Annotated in this window: 11 protein-coding genes and 1 pseudogene; 7 read left to right on the forward strand and 5 right to left on the reverse strand. The window is 45.1% G+C overall.

Going from position 1 to position 21106, the window contains the following annotated elements:
• Positions 1-33 precede the first annotated feature (33 nt).
• A complete protein-coding gene (locus tag I3248_RS03000) occupies positions 34-231 on the reverse strand; it encodes an SDR family oxidoreductase (protein WP_238062500.1) in 198 nt (65 codons plus the stop codon).
• Between the two features lie 244 nt (positions 232-475).
• Between I3248_RS03000 and cysG the strand changes: the two genes are divergently transcribed.
• The 3 genes from cysG to I3248_RS03015 all read left to right on the forward strand — a co-directional run bounded on the left by cysG (position 476) and on the right by I3248_RS03015 (position 7853).
• Positions 476-2128 carry a siroheme synthase CysG gene (gene cysG, locus I3248_RS03005; protein ID WP_238062501.1) on the forward strand — a complete coding sequence of 551 codons (1653 nt, stop codon included), beginning with the start codon at positions 476-478 and terminating at the stop codon, positions 2126-2128.
• Between the two features lie 195 nt (positions 2129-2323).
• The gene (locus I3248_RS03010) at positions 2324-3862 is read left to right on the forward strand and encodes an exonuclease SbcCD subunit D C-terminal domain-containing protein (protein ID WP_238062502.1); all 1539 of its coding nucleotides are present in this window, start codon (positions 2324-2326) and stop codon (positions 3860-3862) included.
• Positions 3863-3932: 70 nt separating this feature from the next.
• Positions 3933-7853 carry an AAA family ATPase gene (locus I3248_RS03015; protein WP_238062503.1) on the forward strand — a complete coding sequence of 1307 codons (3921 nt, stop codon included), beginning with the start codon at positions 3933-3935 and terminating at the stop codon, positions 7851-7853.
• A gap of 252 nt (positions 7854-8105) precedes the next feature.
• On the opposite strand, the gene I3248_RS03020 is transcribed toward I3248_RS03015, so the two are convergent.
• Positions 8106-12941: an NAD-glutamate dehydrogenase gene (locus tag I3248_RS03020; RefSeq protein WP_238062504.1), complete on the reverse strand. Its 4836-nt coding sequence runs from the start codon at positions 12939-12941 to the stop codon at positions 8106-8108.
• A 497-nt stretch (positions 12942-13438) separates the two neighbouring features.
• On the opposite strand from I3248_RS03020, the gene purD reads away from it, so the two are divergent.
• Positions 13439-14797, forward strand: a complete 1359-nt coding sequence (gene purD / locus I3248_RS03025; protein WP_238062516.1) for a phosphoribosylamine--glycine ligase — start codon at positions 13439-13441, stop codon at positions 14795-14797.
• A gap of 166 nt (positions 14798-14963) precedes the next feature.
• Positions 14964-16358 carry an AarF/ABC1/UbiB kinase family protein gene (locus I3248_RS03030; protein ID WP_238062505.1) on the forward strand — a complete coding sequence of 465 codons (1395 nt, stop codon included), beginning with the start codon at positions 14964-14966 and terminating at the stop codon, positions 16356-16358.
• A 156-nt stretch (positions 16359-16514) separates the two neighbouring features.
• On the opposite strand, the gene I3248_RS03035 is transcribed toward I3248_RS03030, so the two are convergent.
• Positions 16515-17177 carry a DUF938 domain-containing protein gene (locus I3248_RS03035; RefSeq protein WP_238062506.1) on the reverse strand — a complete coding sequence of 221 codons (663 nt, stop codon included), beginning with the start codon at positions 17175-17177 and terminating at the stop codon, positions 16515-16517.
• Between the two features lie 214 nt (positions 17178-17391).
• Between I3248_RS03035 and I3248_RS03040 the strand changes: the two genes are divergently transcribed.
• On the forward strand, positions 17392-17583 hold the full coding sequence (locus I3248_RS03040) for a DNA gyrase inhibitor YacG (protein WP_025644288.1): 192 nt from the start codon (positions 17392-17394) through the stop codon (positions 17581-17583).
• Between the two features lie 108 nt (positions 17584-17691).
• Positions 17692-18873 (forward strand): aspartate aminotransferase family protein, encoded by a 1182-nt coding sequence (locus I3248_RS03045; protein WP_201602678.1) that lies wholly within the window; start codon positions 17692-17694, stop codon positions 18871-18873.
• Positions 18874-19290: 417 nt separating this feature from the next.
• On the opposite strand, the gene I3248_RS03050 is transcribed toward I3248_RS03045, so the two are convergent.
• Both I3248_RS03050 and I3248_RS03055 read right to left on the reverse strand, forming a co-directional pair.
• On the reverse strand, positions 19291-20190 hold the full coding sequence (locus I3248_RS03050; protein ID WP_238062507.1) for a LysR family transcriptional regulator: 900 nt from the start codon (positions 20188-20190) through the stop codon (positions 19291-19293).
• A gap of 222 nt (positions 20191-20412) precedes the next feature.
• Positions 20413-21106: pseudogene (locus I3248_RS03055) on the reverse strand (DNA polymerase III subunit gamma/tau); the annotation flags it as partial.

Raw genomic sequence — 21106 nt, forward strand, 5'->3', positions numbered from 1 at the left:
GATTGTATCTATGACTGCTAAAAAGAGGAATTGCTATTTACGGCCAAGCACCCAGCCGCCATCCATAAAGATATTAGCGCCATGCATATAGCTTGAGTCATCAGATGCTAAGAATACTACCAATGCAGCGATCTCTTCTGGCTTGTCAGCACGCTGAGCAGGGATACGATCTAAACGCTCATCATCGATACCGTCAGTCATTGGCGTTTCGATAAAGCCTGGCGAGAGCATGTTTGCGCTTTGATTATTGATTTATTGAAAATATGCTAACACAGTTAAACGAATATCGATGTTAGGGTATGTTTGCTTAACTTTGAATACGTAAAGAACTCGCCTCACTCATTCCTATATTAAACAAAAATCGCTTTTCTTATGAAAAATATAACTATACTAATGCCAATCCATTAGGTGAGATAGCGCGCGCGATACTTCATAATGACGCCATACATAAATTTGCATAATCTTTGGTGCTCCTATGAATACCTTTCCCTTATTCTTTAAACTCGATAACCGCAAAGTATTGATCGTGGGTGGCGGCGATGTGGCACTGCGAAAGGCGGATTTGCTTAGCCGTGCCGGTGCTGCTATTACTATTGTTGCCCCTAGTATCTGTGATGAGCTGCACGCGTTATTAAGTGATGAGAAGCATACTCTTATTTATGAAAATTATAATAAAAAGTACATGCAAGGCGCGCGCGTTATCATCGCTGGCACTGATGATGAGGCGTTGAACCATCAAATTCATGCCGATGCAACCGCGCTCAATATTCCGGTCAACGTCGTTGACACACCGCATTTATGTGACTTTATTTTTCCCGCGATCGTTGATCGCAATCCGATTGTTATTGGTATCTCATCGAATGGTAAAGCGCCCGTGCTGGCGCGTTTGCTTCGGGCACGACTTGAGACGCTGATCCCGCAAGGTTATGGTAAATTGGCAAAACTGGCAGGCGAGTTTCGCGCAGAGGTTAAAAGTAAAATCCCAACGCTTACGGGTCGTCGTCAGTTTTGGGAGCGCGCCTTTGAAGGTAAGGTCAGTGAGCTCATCTTTGCCGGCAACGAGACTGAGGCGACTGCGCAATTGCAAAAAGACTTAGCTGAGACTGCTAAAAAGATTGCCAATCAACATAGCGATGATACAGAAGTGGTCACAAACTCTGCAGCAAACTTAGACAATCAAGATACAGATTCAGATATCAGCAATAAAGGCAAAAATCCTGTTGGCGAAGTCTATATCGTAGGCGCAGGCCCAGGCGATCCGGAATTATTAACCTTTAAAGCGCTACGTCTCATGCAGCAAGCCGATATCGTCTTTTATGATGCGCTCGTCTCCCCGCAAGTATTAGATTTGTGCCGCCGTGATGCGGACAAAGTCTATGTTGGCAAAAAACGTAGCAATCACGCGGTCGCGCAATTGGGTATCAATGAGTTGTTAATCAACGAGGCTAAAGAAGGTCGCCGAGTCGTGCGTCTCAAAGGCGGCGATCCGTTTATATTTGGACGCGGCGGTGAAGAGATTGAGAGCCTGCGCGCGCACGGTGTGCCTTATCAAGTAGTACCAGGTATCACTGCTGCTAATGCTGCCGCGAGCTACGCTGGTATTCCACTCACCCACCGCGATCATTCTCAGTCGGTGCGTTTTGTCACAGGGTTTTTAAAGGCTGGTGTGCCTAATGAAAAGTTTGAGAATCTGCTCGATACCAATGAGACGGTGGTCTTCTATATGGGCTTGCATTCGCTAGAGCGTTTGACTGAAGGTTTAATCGAGGCAGGCCGTAGCAGTGAGACGCCTATCGCTATCGTCTCCAACGCTAGTATGCCTAATCAGCAAGTGCTGACCGGTACACTGGCTAGTATCGTAGAGCGACAAGAACAAGCGCAGTTGCCAACGCCTGCCTTACTCATTATGGGTGATGTAGTGGCGCTGCATCATGATTTAGCTTGGTACAATCTACATCTGCAGCAGCATGAGCAAAGTCTAGCTAATACTGAAAGTAATTGGCTGCGTGGCGGGACAGCAACAACACCAAAGGGTCAAGCTGTTGACCAACAAGCTCATGCGTTATCGATGATTGCTACTCTTTCTGAATCAAAAGAGGATAGTTTAGAGCAGTTGATTATTGGATAAACACTTTATTGTCATTATTGAACGGAGCCACTTTAATCATTTATTAAGGTGGCTTTTTCGTTTTCCTAATTCTCTTAGTCTTAATAGACGGTTATTTTAGTTCATATTAGACCCTTCTAATCATTCAAGCACAGCAAACCTCAGCAATTCTTGCTAGAATAAAACCCTTTTTATTTATTGCTATTAAGCCTACCTATGTCCGCAGCTGATATTGTTAAAAACCCCGTTAAGCCGCTCACAATCCTGCATACCTCAGACTGGCATTTGGGGCGCAGACTGTATGGTCGTATGCGTTATGAAGAGTTTGAAGCTTTTCTAGCTTGGCTTGAGACGACCATCAACGCGCAAAATGTCGATGTGCTTATCGTTGCCGGTGATATCTTTGACACCATGACGCCAAGCAATCGGGCGCAAGCCCTGTATTATGAATTTTTGGGCAAAGTCTCAACTTTATGCTGTGAGCATATTGTCATCGTCGCCGGCAATCACGATTCCCCAACCTTTCTCGATGCGCCAAGCCAAGTGCTCAAATTCTTAAACGTGCATGTCATCGGCACTGCTTGTGAAGACTTAAACGATGAGGTGTTAATATTAGATGATAACGACGGTAATCCGCATTGCATTATCGCCGCCGTGCCTTATCTGCGCGATCGTGATGTGCGTAGCAGCAGTGCTGGCGAGTCAGCTGATAGCAAAGATACTAATGTTATTAAAGGTATCCGCGCGCACTACGATGAAGTCGCAAGCTTAGCCAATGCCGCACAACAATCATTGTGCGAGAGACATCAGCGCCATATTCCTATCATCGCAACCGGTCATCTGTTCGCAGCTGGTAGCAAAACCACTGAAGATGATGGCGTCCGCGATCTTTATGTCGGTAACCTCGGTCAAATATCAGCTGAGATGTTCGATGAGAGCTTCGATTATGTCGCGCTTGGGCATTTGCATGTGCCGCAGCGCGTTGGCGGACAAGAGCATATTCGCTATTCAGGCTCGCCTATCGCCATGGGCTTTGGTGAAGCCCGTCAGCAAAAGCAAGTGCTACTCGTACAGTTTGGCGCAGGGTTGGATAGATCTATTATAGAGCCGCAAACACAAGAACCAACTCATTTGTTAGCAGAGGTCACAGTAGAACCGGTTCAAAAAGTCACTAAAAAAGCGTCCACACTTAACCATGATTTGTTTGCCGATGATCTTTTTGGTTTTGAGGATACAGACATTACGGACAATAAAAAAGATGCTCCTATTTCATCAGAAAATAATGAAATAAATGCAAACCAATCCCCACCTAATGATTATAAAGTCCTATATTCAGATGACAACAGTCATATGCAAGTCGTCTCGCTAGCTATTCCTTGCTTTCAAAAACTCGCGCAAATATCAGGCGATTTGGCCACTATTGCTAATACCATCAAAGACTTAAACCCAACGGAGTCGATATGGCTTGAGATTATTTATGATGGTGAGGACATTGTCACTGAGCTGCGTGAAGAAGTCGCTGCTATGATAGAAGGGTTATCTTGTGAAGTATTAAAGATAAGAAATACACGCACTTATAATAAAGTACTGAACCAAGAACAAAGCACTGAGACGCTGCAAGACCTAAATGAGCAAGATGTATTTGAGCGCTGCCTTACGGTTAATGACGTGCCAGAGGAGCAAAAAGAATCATTATTAGACGCTTATCAGCAAATTTTGCATACGATTTATCATGATGATAGTCGGGCTGAATAAATAGCTAAATTTCTAAAAAACATCATCCATATTTTAAAATTTTGAACCATCCAAATCATAAGACTTGCTCATGCGCCTCATCGAACTGCGACTCAAAAACCTCAACTCACTCAAAGGCGAATGGCACATCGATTTCGCTGATTCTGCTTTTATTAACGAAGGCATCTTTGCCATCACCGGACAGACCGGTGCGGGCAAAACCACGATTTTAGATGCGATTTGTTTAGCGCTTTATGGCGAAACGCCAAGGATTAATAGCATTAGTAAAAGCAGTAATGAGGTGATGACTCGGCAAACAGCAGAGTGCTTTGCCGAGGTAGTCATTGATCTCAATGGTGTCCAATACCGCTGCCGCTGGGGTCAGCGCCGCGCTTATGGTAAGCCTGATGGTAATTTGCAGGACGCAACTCACGAGATAGCCTTGGTTAATACTCAAACTGACAATGAGAATAGTGACGATGAGATTTTAGAGAGTAAGCTATCACGTACTAAAGAGAAGATCGTAGCGCTTACGCGCATGGATTTTGAGCAGTTCACGCGCTCCATTTTGCTCGCGCAAGGCAGTTTTTCCGCTTTCTTAAAGGCCAAAGCGGACGCGCGCGCCGATATTTTAGAAAAGATTACAGGCACGGATATTTACGCGACGATATCGACTCATGTCTTTGAAAAGAAGCGCTCTGAGGAAGAGGTTTTAAGCAAACTACAGTATGGCTTGGATGGCTTGATTTTATTGACTACTGAAGAAGAAGCGCACATTTATGAGGAGTTAACAACGTCTCAAGCAGCACAAGCCAAACAGCAACAACAGTATCAGCAAATAAGTGAGCAGATTCAGTGGTTAGAGGCGGTTGACGAGCTGCAAGGTAGGCTTGCCGCTTACCAAAGCGACTTAACTCAAGCTGAACAAGCAAAACAAGACTTCACCTCTGATGCGAAGCGCTTAGAGGCTGCGATAAAAGCGCTGGAGTTAGAGAGTCAGTTCGGTCAACTCAGTCGCAGTCGTGACACTGTGCAGCGCTTGTCCGACGAGCAGCAAACAGTAGCAGCAAAACTACCTACGCAACAGTCTGACTTACAGCAACTACAAATTCAGCTTGAAAGCATTGATCAAAACTATAAGCAGGCCCAACAAGCACTACAAGAGGGCTTGCCTAAAATCGCTAAAACCCGCGAGCTGGATGCAAGTATCAAGCAGCAAAGCTATAGTCTAAATGATAGCCGCCAACGTCAAGAGTCGCTATCCGCTAATGTGCAGCGCTTAACGCAAGACATAATATCGCATCAAACCCTAGCTGCGCAAAGTGAGTCGCAGCTGGCGAGTACGGTAGAGTATCTAGAGACGCATAGCGAGCTTAATGATATCGATACTGACATAGCCACTTTTGAGAATAGCGGTCGCAGGCTTAAGACGTTACTGCAAGATAATATGACTCTAGCGGAGCAAAAAAAGGCTCTAGCGGAGCAAACCCAGCAGTACCAGCTAGACAAAGCCAAGCTTATATCACAGCAAGAGGCGCAAGAGACCTCAATTGCAGCGACTCAAAAACAATTTAATGAGTTACAACAGCAACAGCAGCAAGTGCTTGCGACCACATCATTGGCGGATCAGCGAGCTGAACAGCAGCAGATTGAACATATCATCAGTCAAATTGAGCCACTGCTATATAGCAATCAGCAGCTAATCACGCTCACCTCTCAAATCAAAAACCTGCAATCATCGCAGCCTAGTATCAGTGACACCTTAGCGACTCTCAAAGCATCCATCGCTGATACTGAAGAAGCGATTAAAGTAGCCAAGGATAAGCGCCTAGAAAAGCAGACGCAGTTGACGCTACTCCAAAAAGTTGCGAGCCTTGAGCACTACATTGATGAGTTAGAAAACGGTCAGCCCTGCCCGCTTTGTGGCGCTTTAGAACATCCGAATGCGAATCGTACAACGACAGATGGGCCTTCGCAAATTTCAATCACTGAGCAGCAGCTCACTGACAGTAACTCAGTAATAGAAGATTTAGAGAGTGAGCTGTCACAGTATAAAATTGCCTTCGCGACTACGGTCAATCAGTCGAAGGAGGAGCAACGGCATATAGTAGCCTTGATTGCTCAAGCCACTAAGCTTAGCGGCGATATTCAAGAGATGAGCAATAGCATAACGACTGACAATGAAAACTATAGTCATGCCACGTTAACTAACATCGAAGCGCTTAATGAGATTAGTCCGCTTATTGAAACGCTGAAACAGAGTCTACATTCTAAAACGGTAAACGCTGAACTCATTAATACGATCACTGAGCTATGCCATCAAGCCAAACAGCAATTGCTTGAATATAAAGAGAGAGTAAAAAAGTCTGTAACCGATTACGAGTTTCTGAACGACTCCATAGCGAAGGTTGAAAAAGAATTAGCGCTTTTTGAGAAACAGCAGTATCAGCTGGCAAGCGAAATCAGCTTGCTCGATAATGATAATAAGCTCAATCAGCAAAGGCTCGATGGCTTGCAAGACAATACTAAAGCTCATTTTACTGAGCTACAAACACTTATCGCGGATGTGATCAGTATTATTAATAAATACATTGCTAGCCACTGGGCGTCTGAGCAAACTCAGCAAACAGGCCTTGAGATTCAGCTGTTACGATCGAGTATCGATGAGCAAACCGTATTAAATAGCGCACAGATCGAGCAGCAGTTAACGGTTCTGCGTCAGCATCGCACTCATATGCTGGAGTTAAAACAGAAATACAATCAAGAAAAGCAGCGGCAGCAAACCCTAACGACTGAGCTGAGTCGCTTAACTACTCAGATTGAGACCAAACAATCACAGTTAGATAAAGAGAGCACTGAGCTTGACGATTTAAGCCAGTCTATTGCCGAGCAGACCAAAGCTATCGCCGAATTACAGCAAGACAGACAAACCCTATTTGCTGATAAAAATGTCGATGCAGAGGAAGATCGGTTACGTTTAGACTTTGAACAAGCCAAAACCGCGCAGTCCTCGGTACAAAGGCACATCGATAGTGCTCAGCAGCTATTGCAAATAGCCAAGCAGCAGCAGACACGACTTTCAAGTGAGTTGTTGGCTGCAAAAAACACCTTAGAGGATCAAGAAGACATCTTTCAAGAGGCGCTAGCGAGCTCTGACTTTGCTATTGAGACGGACTTTGTCAGCGCGCGCCTATCGCAGCATGAGCGCAGCCACTTAAGCGAGCAGCAGCAGCAAATCGACTATCAGTTAAAGCAAGCAAAATCCCTACTGCAGCAGACCGAACAAGCACTTGCAGACAAACAAGCTAATCCGCTCACCTTAAAGAGAAAAGACAGTCTGTTAGATGAGCAGCAGCAAGCACAAAGCGAGTCTAATCGACTAATAGAGTCGATCGGCGCGATGACGCAAAAGCTCAAAGATAACGAAGATAAAAAAGGCAGTCAGCAATCCCAGCTCAAAGCCATCGCTGAGCAAAAACAGAATCTACAAGTTTGGCGTCAGTTAAATGAACTGATAGGCTCGAGTAGCGGTAAAAAGTTCCGGGCGTTCGCGCAGGGCCTGACCTTTGATATTATGGTCAATCACGCCAACACCCAACTACACAAGATGAGTGATCGTTATTTGCTGGCGCGTGATGATAACAGTCCGCTTGAGCTCAATGTAATAGACAACTATCAAGGTGGCGAGATTCGCAGTACCAAGAATCTCTCAGGCGGAGAAGGCTTTATTATCAGTCTTGCTCTAGCCTTAGGTCTATCGAAGATGGCCAGTCAGAATATCCGCGTCGATTCATTGTTTTTGGATGAAGGTTTTGGTACGCTAGATGAAGAGTCGCTTGACATTGCGCTAGATACGCTAACAAGCTTGCAACAAGAAGGCAAGTTGATCGGCGTCATCTCTCATGTACAAGCGCTAAAAGAAAGGATTTTGACGCAGATTCAAGTCAAAAAACTATCCGGCGGTTTTAGCCAAATTACTGGCCAAGGCTGTTATCATATTGCAAGCTCCTAATAAAAAAGAGAATAAAATGGCTATGGTTATTAACAAAATTGCTCAGGTGTCTAGACCAATATCGCCAATAACGAAACCTCGCCATTTGCTACCGGTCACAGTTTTTGTAATAGCTGCGATAGCAACGATGCTGATTTTTATCTCTTTATAAGCATCTGGTTGTAGTTCTCGTTAAATAACCAAACACTATTTATTAAAAAGCCACCGCTCATAAGCGGTGGCTTTTTTCTATACCATTGATGATTTGATTGTTTATTTACTGACTAGACTGCTCAGCTCGCTCATCAGCACTGACAGCGTGGACAGACTAATAACGCTATCATTGTTATCTAGCTTTTGCATCTCAGTTGTGACAGCGCTGAGTGCATTCTCATGACGTGACATCCACTCGTCAAAAGCGCCTTTGGCATCAGGCTCTGACAGCAGCGCATTCATAAGCAGACGCAAACTACGTGTCAGCTCATTGACGAGCGCGTGGCGGGCACGGCGATCCCAGTAGTCTTGCTGCGGCAGAGTGGCGATATGATCCATCATCCAATCAAACTGTAGCACTTGATAAGCTTCAAAGTACAAGGATGCGATATCTTCTACTGAACGCTCATATTTTTCAGCGAGTAAGGCAGTATCTAAGGCATCAACATGATAAGGCAAGATAGCAAATAACGCCGCATCATTGTCCTCAAGGCCATCAGCGGTGAGGCTTTCCGTATCGTCTTGTAGATACTGAGCAAACTGCTGCTCAATAAAGCCGTTTGATTTGGTGAGCTGTGCGACGCTATTGCCAAAACGCTCGATCATATCAGCCACTTGCAGATCTTGTCCAAAGGCATTGATAAACCACACTACGCCGCCCTCTAAGGCATCACGTAAGCGCAGCTCAAGCTTTAATAATAGCTTGGCATCGACTTTATTATCAAGCGATTCAAGCAGTTGCCATACTGCTTTTACCTCGAACACTTCACGAGTAATCGCATAAGCACGAATGATAGTGGCGAGCGTCTGCCCTGTTTCTTCGAAGAGACGGAACAGTGCCTCGATACCCAAACGATTGACCACGCTGTTGGTCAGATAAGTGCTGATAATCTCGCGGTTTAGACGATGCTCTGTCATCTCATCAAAGAAACGTCCGACCAGCTCATCAGGGAAGTACTTACGCAGCTCATTGACGAAATATGGCGCATCAGGCAAGTCCGATAATAGCAGATGATCATAGACCCACATTTTGCCATAAGCCATAACCACTGCTAGTTCAGGATTGGTCAGACCGGTATTGGCTTTTTGCCGTTTGGCAATCTCTTCATCGGAGGGTAGATATTCAATCGCTCTATCAAGGCGACCTTCAGACTCTAGCAGCTGAATGAAGCGTTGGTGATCACTCAGATTATCAGCGGCGCGTATTTGACTGAGCTCAAGCGCTTGTGGCTGAAGATAGTTTTGACGCAATACCAACTGCGCTACGGTATCAGTCATCGACTCTAACAGCTCGTTGCGCTGCTTTAAGGTCATATCGCCTTGCTCAACCACTTTACCGAGCAAGATCTTGATATTGACTTCATGATCCGAGCAGTTGACGCCGCCTGAGTTGTCGATAGCGTCAGTATAGATGCGCCCGCCCGTCTGCGCGTATTCGATACGTCCTTGCTGAGTGAAGCCTAAGTTACCGCCTTCACCGACTACTGCAGCGCGCAGCTCTCCGCCATCGACTCGCACGGCATCATTAGCGCGGTCGCCGACATCGGCATGACTCTCATTAGCGCTTTTGACATAAGTGCCGATACCGCCGTTCCAAATGAGATCAACTGGTGCTCGTAGTAAGGCACTGATAAAGTCATTAGGCGCTAAGCTATCGTCTTCAATAGCGAATATCGCTTTCATCTCAGGGGTGATGGCTATGGTTTTATCGGTACGCGCAAACACCCCGCCGCCGGCACTTATGAGCGACTTGTCGTAGTCATCCCAAGTCGAGCGCGGCGTATTAAATAAACGCTCTCGCTCGGCATAAGAGCTTTGGGGATCAGGGCTTGGATCAACAAAGATATGCAAGTGGTTAAAGGCGGCGACAAGCTTAGTATGTTTTGATTGCAGCATACCGTTACCGAAGACGTCACCACTCATATCACCGATACCAACTACCGTAAAGTCGTCGCGGTTTTGGATGTCTTGACCTAGCATACGGAAGTGGCGTTTGACCGACTCCCAGCCGCCGCGTGCCGTAATGCCCATTGCCTTGTGATCGTAACCGACTGAGCCGCCTGAAGCAAAAGCATCATCAAGCCAAAAGTTATATTCGCTAGATAGCGCGTTGGCGATATCAGAGAAGCTGGCGGTACCTTTATCAGCTGCCACTACTAAATACGGATCATCGTCATCATGACGCACGGTGTTGGCTGGCGGGACAATTTGCCCATCAACGATGTTATCAGTGACGTCTAACATCCCGCGCAAAAAGGTCTGGTAGCAAGCGATACCCTCAGCTTGAAAAGCTTCGCGGCCATCTGCCATCGTTTTGGTCTTAACGATAAAGCCGCCTTTCGAGCCTACTGGTACGATAACTGCGTTTTTGACCATTTGGGCTTTGACCAGTCCAAGCACTTCAGTACGAAAATCCTCCATGCGATCCGACCAACGTAGACCGCCGCGGGCAACTTTGCCGCCGCGTAGATGTACCGCCTCGACTCTTGGTGAATAGACGAATATCTCATACATCGGCTTCGGCTTCGGCAGATTAGGGATATCTGCCGCGAAAAACTTGAACGACACTCTATCTTTGCGTCCGCCCTCGCTATCGACCTGATAAAAGTTCGTACGAACCATAGCGTTGATTAAGTCTAAGTACCAACGCAGGATGCGATCTTCATCCAATCTATCAACTGCAGCCAAGTCTTCAAGGATGTTTTGCTGAATTTGCGCGGTTTTTTCCTTGCGGCTGTCCTCACTGTACCTAGGATTCATACGCGCATCAAAGAGCTTAACTAAAGCGACACTGATAGCGTTATATTTGACGACGGTCTGCTGAATATAGCTGCTCGAGAATGGCGCTTTCGCCTGACGCATGTAACTTGAAAGCGCCCGTAAAACAACGACATCATAGGTATCTAACTCGGTAATGAGCACGAGCTCATTAAAGGGATCGCTCTCCACTCTCCCCGTCCATATTTGCTGCAGGCTATCTTCAAACTGATCGCGGACTACGCGCATATCGACGGTATCGACATGCTCGAGCGTCAGCTCATACTCTTGCATCCAGATTGGCTGCTCAGGTAGATCAAACTCATAAGTTTGAGCGGAGACTACCGATACACCAAAATTCTCTAGTACGGGTAATACCTTTGATAAAATAACAGGCTGCTGATGGCCATAAAGTTTTAGATGCAGCTGATTGCTGGCATCGCCAGTAGACTGATATAAATGCCAAATCATTGGCTCATCATCTGTCATGCTGATCAGACGCTGCAAGCGTTTGGTGTCCTCAACCGCGGTACGCGCATCAAAACGCTCTTGATAAGCAGCTGGTATAAACGCTAGAAATTGGCGCATGAGCGCATTGGCTTGTTGCTCACCGACGTTATCGAGTAGCATTTTTTGATAATGATCGCTCCATGACTGCATCAATCCGGTGAGCTCTGCTTCTAAATCGCTAGTATTAACCTCATTAACTTGTCCTGGGATTGTGCGAACATGCACATGAACGCGGGCATGATCGGATTCATTAAACTCAGTGGTAAACCCAGATGAGGTGCCACCATAAGCTTCTTTTAGCACATTTTGTACTTTAATCCGTAGCTCAGTATTGAACTTGTCTCTTGGAATATAGACTAGGCAAGAGACAAAGCGCTGATAGTGATCGACGCGGCTAAATAGACGTAGGCTCTTTTTATCTTGCAGTTGTGAGATGCCTGTCACCATCGGATACAGCTCTTCGACGCTGGCTTGAAACAAGTCGTCGCGCGGTAAGGTGTTGATGATATGAGTCATCTTATGATAGGCGTGACCGTCTTTAGGAATGGAGGTCATTGCCATGATTTTATTGGCTTTTTCGCGCAGTAGTGGAATGTTGCTGACTGTTAGTTGATACGCTTGTGAGGTCAATAGGCCGATGAAGCGGTACTCACCAATGAGTTTGCCTTGACTATCGAACTTATGAATACCCAAAAAATCCATATAGACCGGACGATGAACAGGTGAGACGTGGCTTGATTTTGATAGCATTAGTACCCGCGGGCCTGTTAGCAGCTTTTTGAGCTCTGTTGGCAATTGGCTAAAACTCTCCGACAAGCTATCTTCACTACTGCCGCGTAATAAGCCAAGGCCGCTGTTACCAATAGAGTATAGATTCAAATCCTCATTATTAACCTCATTCATCCCCTCTTTTTCTAAGCGATACTCTCGGTAGCCTAAAAATATAAAATTATCATCTAATATCCAATCCAAAAAGGCTTGAATCTCTTGCTGCGAGTAAAACACCTCAGGCAAAGTCTGTTTTGATAGCTCGTTTTTTATCTGCGTTAGGCGCTCATGCATTTGCTGCCAGTCGCCAACTACCGTATCTAGTGTATCCACCTTCTCTAGCAGCATTTGTTGTAGATCCGCCAATTCGCTATCGTCTTGATAAGCAATTTCGCATTGGATCAGTGATAGATGCGAGGTTGCGCTCTCAGTGGCGCTATCGATTTGAGTAATATGACCGTCGTCATCGCGCTCTACACTTATGATCGTATTGTAGGTACGGTGTACGTTTATGCCTTGAGCCTCAAGACTCATCAAGATAGTATCCACCAGAAAGGGGCGATCATAGGCAACCATCTGAATGATGGTATGGGAGCTATGAAAATGCTGCTCTTCGGCAATAGGGTTTAGTATTTTTAATTGCGGTTTGTCACCTTTATAAGCCTTCAACAAGATAAAGTGGTGTAGTGCCATGCCGGCTAGATCGACATTGTCAATCTGATCAGCGATTTCGTGATGCAAAGTGCGATAGTAGCTTTGCATAAACGGCTCTACCAGTGACTTATCCTTTTGCACATAACTTGTGGCAATGTCACTGATTTGGCTAATATCCTCTTTACTGATACTCAAAGAGTTTGGCATAGCGTTTTCCTTATTATAGATTTTGTTTATCACGATGTTTTTCGGTTTTATGTATTTTGAGCCAGTATGGTTGAATACGGCTAACGACTCAGAATGAGTAATGACGTTACTGTCTTTATTAAAGCGCTTATTTAGTGAAGTGTAACGCACCTATGCGCTCAGCTGTAGCGTTCAACATTATTTCATGCATTAAGCAGTCGTTAATAACCTTTGCTAATGAGACCACTGAGCTTAAAGTCAAGACCGAAAGATGAGCCAGTCACTACTTACTATTAGCGCTCAGCAGAGTTTATTTTTGCGTGCGCGGTGGGTTTTATACTCATAACAATTCATACAAATTATTTGTTAGAATACGCCATAGTAAATGAGGCGGGCTTGCAGAGTTATACATAAGCCATGATGCTTGATCGTCATTAAGAACTGACAATAACAACACTCAATAAATGCATTCAATAAACAACATAGTCGATTAAATCGATACAAAGGTGAAACGTATGATGAAGGTTTTGGTAATAGGTGCCGGTGGACGTGAGCATGCATTGGCTTGGCAGTGTGCCAAAGATAACAATGTTGAGACCGTTTATGTCGCACCAGGTAATGCAGGCACGGCGCTGGAGCCTAAATGCCAAAATATCGTTTTGGATAATAAAGACACTGATAATGAGCACAGCGCCGTTATAGAGTTTTGTCAATATAATGATATCGATATCGTCATCGTTGGCCCTGAGGCGCCTTTAGTGACTGGTATAATCGATGCTTGCCGCAAGGCAGGCGTGCAAGCTTGGGGGCCGACTGCTTATTGCGCGCAGCTAGAGGGCTCAAAGACCTTTGCCAAAGAGTTTATGCAAAACAACAATATCCCGACGGCAGCTTACCAAGGCTTCACGGATACAGCCAGTGCCAAAGCTTATGTCGACGAACAAGGCGCGCCTATCGTTATCAAAGCCGATGGCCTTGCCGCAGGTAAAGGCGTTATCGTCGCTGAGACTACTGAGCAGGCCCATGTAGCTATTGATGATATGCTAGCTGATAATAAGTTTGGCGATGCCGGTAGCCGCGTGGTTATTGAGCAATTTTTGCAAGGCGAAGAAGCCAGCTTTATTTGTATGATTGATGGCGACAACATTTTGCCGATGGCCACTAGCCAAGATCATAAACGTGCCTTTGAAGGTGATACCGGCCCGAACACTGGTGGTATGGGCGCTTACTCTCCTGCACCGGTCGTCACCAATGAGGTCCATAACAAAGTTATGACGCAGGTCATTCAGCCGGTCGTTGATGCGATGAATGCCGCTGGCCACCCTTATACTGGTTTTTTATATGCAGGTTTAATGATTGATGATGCAGGCGACCCTTACGTCATTGAATTCAACTGCCGTTTTGGCGATCCAGAGACGCAGCCTATCCTGATGCGCTTGCAATCATCAATAGTAGATTTAGTGACAGCAGGGCTAGCAGGTCAGCTACCAAAAGAGGCGAATTGGGATGAGCGCCCTGCTCTAGGTATCGTTATCGCCTCAAAAGGCTATCCAGAAACGTCATCCAAAGGCGATGTAATATCAGGCCTACCTGAGCTTGACGATCAGCAGTCTGTAAAAGTATTTCATGCGGGTACGGGTTTTACTAAAGAAGTAGAAAATTTAGATATCAATATCAATACTCAAAGTGCCAATGCTCAAAACGATAGCGATAAAGAAATTGTCACGAATGGCGGTCGTGTTGTTTGTGTGACTGCGCTCGCTGATAGCATCTTAAATGCACAACAAGCAGCATTAAGCGTTGCAGGCGCTATCAGCTTTGAGGGTGCACATTATCGCCGCGATATTGGTTATCAAGCGATTGCTCGCGAAGACTAAAGCTAGCTCAAAATAAACAATAAATGCTTGCTGGGAAGTGGCCACACCCTTATTGTCGGTAAGGTTGTGCTGCTGTGATACAATTTTGTGCACTCGTAAGGTTTTTGACTTGCATTCATAGCGGCGCACCCACAAATCATTATTAACCTAGTGAATGATTATATTTATGGCAAATGATGTGTATAAACCTACTAATAATAAGCAGTCAATTGATAACCTAAAAACCTCTGGGTTTGAGCGTCGGATGTCTATTGCTAAGACTTCTTTGAATATTGGCCGCCGCTGGGCAGGTAATAGTGTGTCTGGCATGTTTTTGGGTAAAGAAGCTCGCTCGGCGCGCAACCAAGTGTTTATGGAGGCACAAGCTAACTATGTGGCAGAAGAGCTTGGTAAGCTTAAGGGTTCAGTAGTCAAGATCGGACAGATGCTAGCTTTGTATGGTGAGCATATCTTACCTCCTGAGATTACTCGCGCGCTACAAACCTTAAATGACGATACGGCAACCTTAGCATGGCCAGGAATTGAGCAGACGTTACGCCGTACTTTAGGCGAAAAGTTCAATGAGCTTGATATCGATCAAGTACCTATTGGTACCGCTTCCCTCGCCCAAGTACATCGCGCTACCATAAAAGCGACTGGCGAAGAGGTGGTATTAAAGATTCAGTATCCAGGCGTTGCCGATGCTATCGACTCAGACTTAGCGCTATTCAAACGCTTGCTAAAAGTGAGTAATGCCGTACCGCAAACTCGTGCTTTAGATACTTGGTTTGAAGAGATTCGAGATCTACTGCACGTTGAGGTTGATTATAATATCGAAGCGGCGACCACTGAGCGTTTTTATGGGCGTCTACAAGATGACCCGCGTTATGCTGTGCCTAAGATATACCGCGACTTCTCAAGTCAGCGCTTATTATGTATGTCTTATGAATCCGGCGTTCCAGTGACTTCTGCACGACTAAAAGAGTTATCTGCTGAGCGGCGTAATGCTATAGGCCAAGCAGCTATCGAGATTATGATGCAAGAGATATTTGTATGGGGCGAGATGCAAACCGACCCCAACTTTGGCAATTATCTAGTACGCATTAGCGATAGCATGGATGAGCCTGATAAGTTGGTACTGCTCGACTTTGGAGCCATTCGCCAGTTCGATTATGAGCTATTAACGATTGCTCATGGCTTACTAAAGGCGGGTTATTATCATGATCACCAAGCGATGATGAACGCTATGACAGGCTATGAGTTCTTTGATACCATGAGCCAAAAAGTCAGCTCTGATATTGCTAATATATTTTTATTAGCTACCGAGCCCTTTAGCGATACGGCAAGTAATCCAGACATCCCTACTGAAGTCTTAGATGATAATCAGCGCTATATTTGGTCCAACAGTAAGCTACACTCGCGTATCTCTGCCGCCGCTACTACTGCTATGCAGTCTTTTGAGTTTAATTTGCCACCCAAAGAGTTTATGTTTATTAGCCGTAAGTTTATTGGTGCTTATACTTTTTTAACGGTTTTGGATGCTCATACTGATTCTGATAAACTGGTTAAGCCATTTTTATAGTACAAAAATAAGCCAAATTTTTGACCGCTCTTTTTTGGGGCGGTTTTTTGATATTTATTTTTATTTGCTTAGGCTATTTTATATTTATAAACTATAAGCGATAGCCTCTCCATTGACGCTATCTCTGCTTTTTTCGCCCCCTTTGTGCTAATAAAGTTAGCTCACTTGCCAAGTATCGAACCTAGTTTGATAACCCTTAGGCTTAACCATAGTCAACTGCCAGCACGTCTCTTTACGAGCTAGATATTTGATCTCAAAATGCGTACGCTGACTGTTTGCCGGAACCTCTGCTCTTGTGTTGGGTAGACACCATAGCGTGCCGGCCTGCTCTCGTGCATTGGCCATGTACTGCTCTATATTAGTTGCTAACACGATCTTGCCATCGGTTTGTAAGCGTGATAGTAAGAACTCAAAGAACGGCATATTTAACCACTGCTGATTAGGGTTATGCTGCTCAGGATTGGGATAGAGTAAGTATATTTGACTGATACTGTTAGGGGCTATTGCTTGCACTATCCAAGCGATTGCGTCGGCGTGGACAGGAATAAGGTTCGCTAACTGCTGCGTCTCAGCTATTTTAGAGAAAGCCTCAAACTTATTACGCGTACGTTCAATGGCAATCAAATGTTTATCAGGGTTTTGCTTAGCAAAGCTTAGCGCGTGCATACCCTTCCCTGCCCCGATTTCGATAACGATAGGTGGGCTATTCTTTTGCTTGTTGGTTAGTATCTCAGGTATAACAAAGTTACGCGGTTTTGATAATTTTGTAGGCTGGAAGGGTCTGCTTTGTTTATGTGATAAATGTCTTTCGTTAGTCATTATTTTCTCTTTGTGCGTGTTGTATATTTTTCATAATTTATTTTTTGCTTAAGCTATTTGAGTTCGCTGTATTATGTTATTTCTTGCTTGATTTCTCTTTAGGTTTTTTGCCTCTATTTTTGGCATTTGCGCCTTAGTCTGCGTTGTCTTTTATAAAGCACATGCTATTATAACGGCTGTTATTTATTAAAATATAAAAAGTTGCCCTGTGCTTATGACTGACACGACTGACACTACCCCACCAAAAAGCTATCCTTGCCCGCGCTGCGGCACCCTCACAGCTTGGCAAGATAATAAATCCAAGCCCTTTTGTAGTGAGCGCTGTAAGCTCATTGACTTAGGCGCTTGGGCCAGTGAAGAATACACTTTACCCGCTGAGTCCACTCCATTTTCTGATGAATTATAACGCTAACGTTTTTGTGGTCAGTATGGTAGCACCTAACAATTGAGCCCATTATTATAACAAATCACCCCAGAACCTACCCTCTCACATTTATATTTTAAGGATGTCCGTATGTCAGCGACTTATCTGATGCCTACCTATAATCGTCAACCGATAAGCTTTATGCGCGGCTCAGGCAGTTGGCTCTATACAAAGGACGATACCCCTTATTTAGATGCGCTGACCGGTATTGCCGTTTGTGGTTTAGGCCATTGTCACCCAAAAGTCACCGAAGCCATTCAGCAGCAAGCCGCCACTTTGATGCATACCAGTAACCTATTCGGTATCGATTGGCAAGAGCGCGCGGGTGAAGCGCTATGTACAGCGGCGCAGATGGATAGCGTGTTCTTTGCTAATAGTGGCGCTGAGGCTAATGAAGCGGCGCTGAAAATGGCACGACTTTATGCACATAATAAAGGCTTTAAACGCCCTAAAGTTATCGTCATGGAACACTCCTTTCATGGTCGTACCTTACTATCTTTGTCTGCCACAGCTAATCCAAAGGCACGTGAAGGCTTCTTTACTTTAGATGAGGACTTCATCCGGTTGCCGTTTGGTGATATCGAAGCTATCAGACAAGCCGCTAGCGACAATGACGAGATTTGCGCTATCTTGGTAGAGCCCATTCAAGGTGAAGGCGGCCTTAATACTGCGGCTAACGGCTTTACTTATCTAGAAGAGCTGCAAGCGGTATGTGACGCTCACGATTGGCTCTTTATGCTCGACGAAGTACAAACAGGTAATGGCCGTACTGGCAAATATTTTGCTTATCAGCACAGTAAAGCGCGTCCTGACGTATTAACCACAGCGAAAGGCTTAGGCAATGGTTTTCCGGTAGGTGCTTGCTTGGTACGTGGCCGAGCTAAAGACTTATTCGGTGCAGGCAGCCATGGCTCTACTTACGGCGGTACTCCGCTAGCAAGCCGCGTCGTCCATAGCGTGTACGAGGTGTTATCTGATAGCGGCGTAATGGACAACGCTGTGTTTGAAGGTCAGTTTATTCGCGACAGCTTAGCTAGTGAGTTGCAGCAATACGGTGTTACCACGCGCGGCGCCGGCACGATGATCGGTATCGTTTTGCCAGAAGATACGGATTGTAGTCAACTGGTTAATCTTGCTCGCGATGAGCAGCAGCTTATCATCAACGTCACTGGCGGTCATGTCATTCGTTTACTGCCGCCACTCAATATCAGCCGTTATGAAAGCACGCAAGTGGTTGAGCGTCTGCATAATTTATTAAAACCGCGACTTTAACGCTAAGCTTTTATTGAAACCTCAAAAAACAGAATTAAAAAAAAGCCTTTAGATGACATAGCTCTAAAGGCTTTTTAACTCTATAAGCGTACTAGGGCGTGTTGAACATTCGACCGTGGCACTGACAGAGACTATTTTTTAGACGATTTGCAGATAAAAATTGTAAGTATAGTCATTCTATACGTCAGTTTTTATCAATAAAGCGGCAAAAAAGAGTCCTGTCCCTGTTGTTAGAGTGAGGGCTGATGCTAAAATCGCCCTAGTCGTTGTAAAAATTTAGCTAAGGCATCTGCATTACCTGCAATTTTCCCTTAGACTAGAACGATTTTAGCTATCAGCAGTGCCTTCTTGTGAATGTTCAACACGCCCTAATTAATCGAGATGGCATAGTCAAAATGATAAGCCATTCAAAGCCTATTAACTCGCATGAAAGTACTTTTTTAATACCTCTAAGCAGCGAGTAATTTTGGCAGGCTGCTGTTCGCGATTCAAGGTCACCGCGTACAGTACAAAACTTGGTAATTGATAGCCAGTTAATACTTCTACTAAGGTACCGTTTTCAAGCTCACGCTTAACATCCATCTCCATAATTCTGATGATACCATGACCCTCTTTTGCCAAAGTTAGTGCCATAAAAACGTTATTGGTATGAATACGCGAGTCCATTTTGATACGCGTTTTTTTACTGGTTTCCGTTTTTGATAGCTCAACATAGCTTGCATCTTGCATAATATCGATACAGATGAGCTGATGATCGGCTAAATCTTTTGGGCTCTCTATTTTTTTGTGCTGACGCAAGTATTGCGGTGAGGCCACTAGTAGCTGACGCACATCTGATAAAGGGTGACTGCTCAGCGCAGAGTTATCGATACTTGGGCTCATACGCACAGCGATATCGATGCGCTCATCAATCATATCCACATAGCGGTTATCTGCTAGATAGGTAATACTCAAATCATCGTGAGCTGCCATCCAAGTCGATAACGCCGGCAATATATGGTGCACGCCAAGCTCAGGCGTGGTCGCAATACGCAAGCTACCAGCCAGCTCATCACGTAATTGATTGACCTTGATACGGCCTTGCTCAGCGGCACTCACGACATCTTTTGCTGACTCGTAAAAGCTCTCGCCCGCCTCCGTTAAGCTCAGCTTACGAGTAGATCGATGTAGTAGCACTACGCCCAGATCATTTTCCAAAGAACGTATCTGTTGGCTGACGGCACTAGTGGTAATCCCAAGCTCCCGAGCTGAACCACTAAAAGAGCCGTGCTCGACCACACTCGCGAACACAGCCATACCGCGCAAATTATCTAACATATTGTCACCTAAACTCTTTTTTAATTTTTAATATAACTTAACCATTATAACTAATTAAAAAAACTTTACCTATCTTTAATATATCTAAAGCGTACACTTAATGAGTCGCATATTTTGATAATATGCTATATATCGATAAAATAGCATTTAGCACATTGACTAAGTTATCTTTATTTATTGAGCTTGTCTCTTGATGAGTATCATATCAGTGTATCTTCAAACTTAGGTGAGCTTCACCTTACCCATTTTGCCCTCGCCGCGCTCAGTCAAATAGCGCATCACTGGCGACGCTAATAGTAGCTCTTGTGCGCTTTGTGCTGCTTGCTCCAGTCGTAACTTCTGGCGACTTTCAGGCGTCTTGTCTGCAGTTTTCTGGGCACTATCGTCTATCTCTAAACTGATATCTGCTTGCGTAAACTGTTGTTTCAACGTCGCCGCCAGCTGCTGAAAAGTAGCTTGCAAATGCTTACTATCAATACTAGTCACAAAAGCAGATGGACCATCACACAGACCCGTCATCATACCTTGACGAGCTAAAGCGAGCTCATCTGAGGCTAGAATACCCTCTTCGCGCGCCGTCTGTAACCAGTAGTCCCACTTCTCAGGCGTCCACTCGCCGACTAATTCTTGCGGTGCACAGCGCAGTAATGCTCTAGGATCATCGACTGCTAAATGAGAGGAATGTTGAATATTTTGCGAGCTGGTTTGTTGTAAGCCTTCAGTAGCTTCAAGATTAGCGCTAGGCTGTAGCTGGGCAGCAGCCTGACTCTCTTTTTCAGCAGCAGTCACTGACGAATCACCAACCTCAACCGCTACGTTATCGAGCTCTTGTTCCTGATCATGTGTTGATTGAATTTCAGGTTCAGGTTCAGGTTCAGGTTCAGGTTCAGGTTCAGGTTCAGGTTCAGGTTCAGGT

The sequence above is a fragment of the Psychrobacter sp. Ps3 genome (assembly GCF_022129275.1).
Classification (GTDB): Bacteria; Pseudomonadota; Gammaproteobacteria; order Pseudomonadales; family Moraxellaceae; genus Psychrobacter; species Psychrobacter submarinus.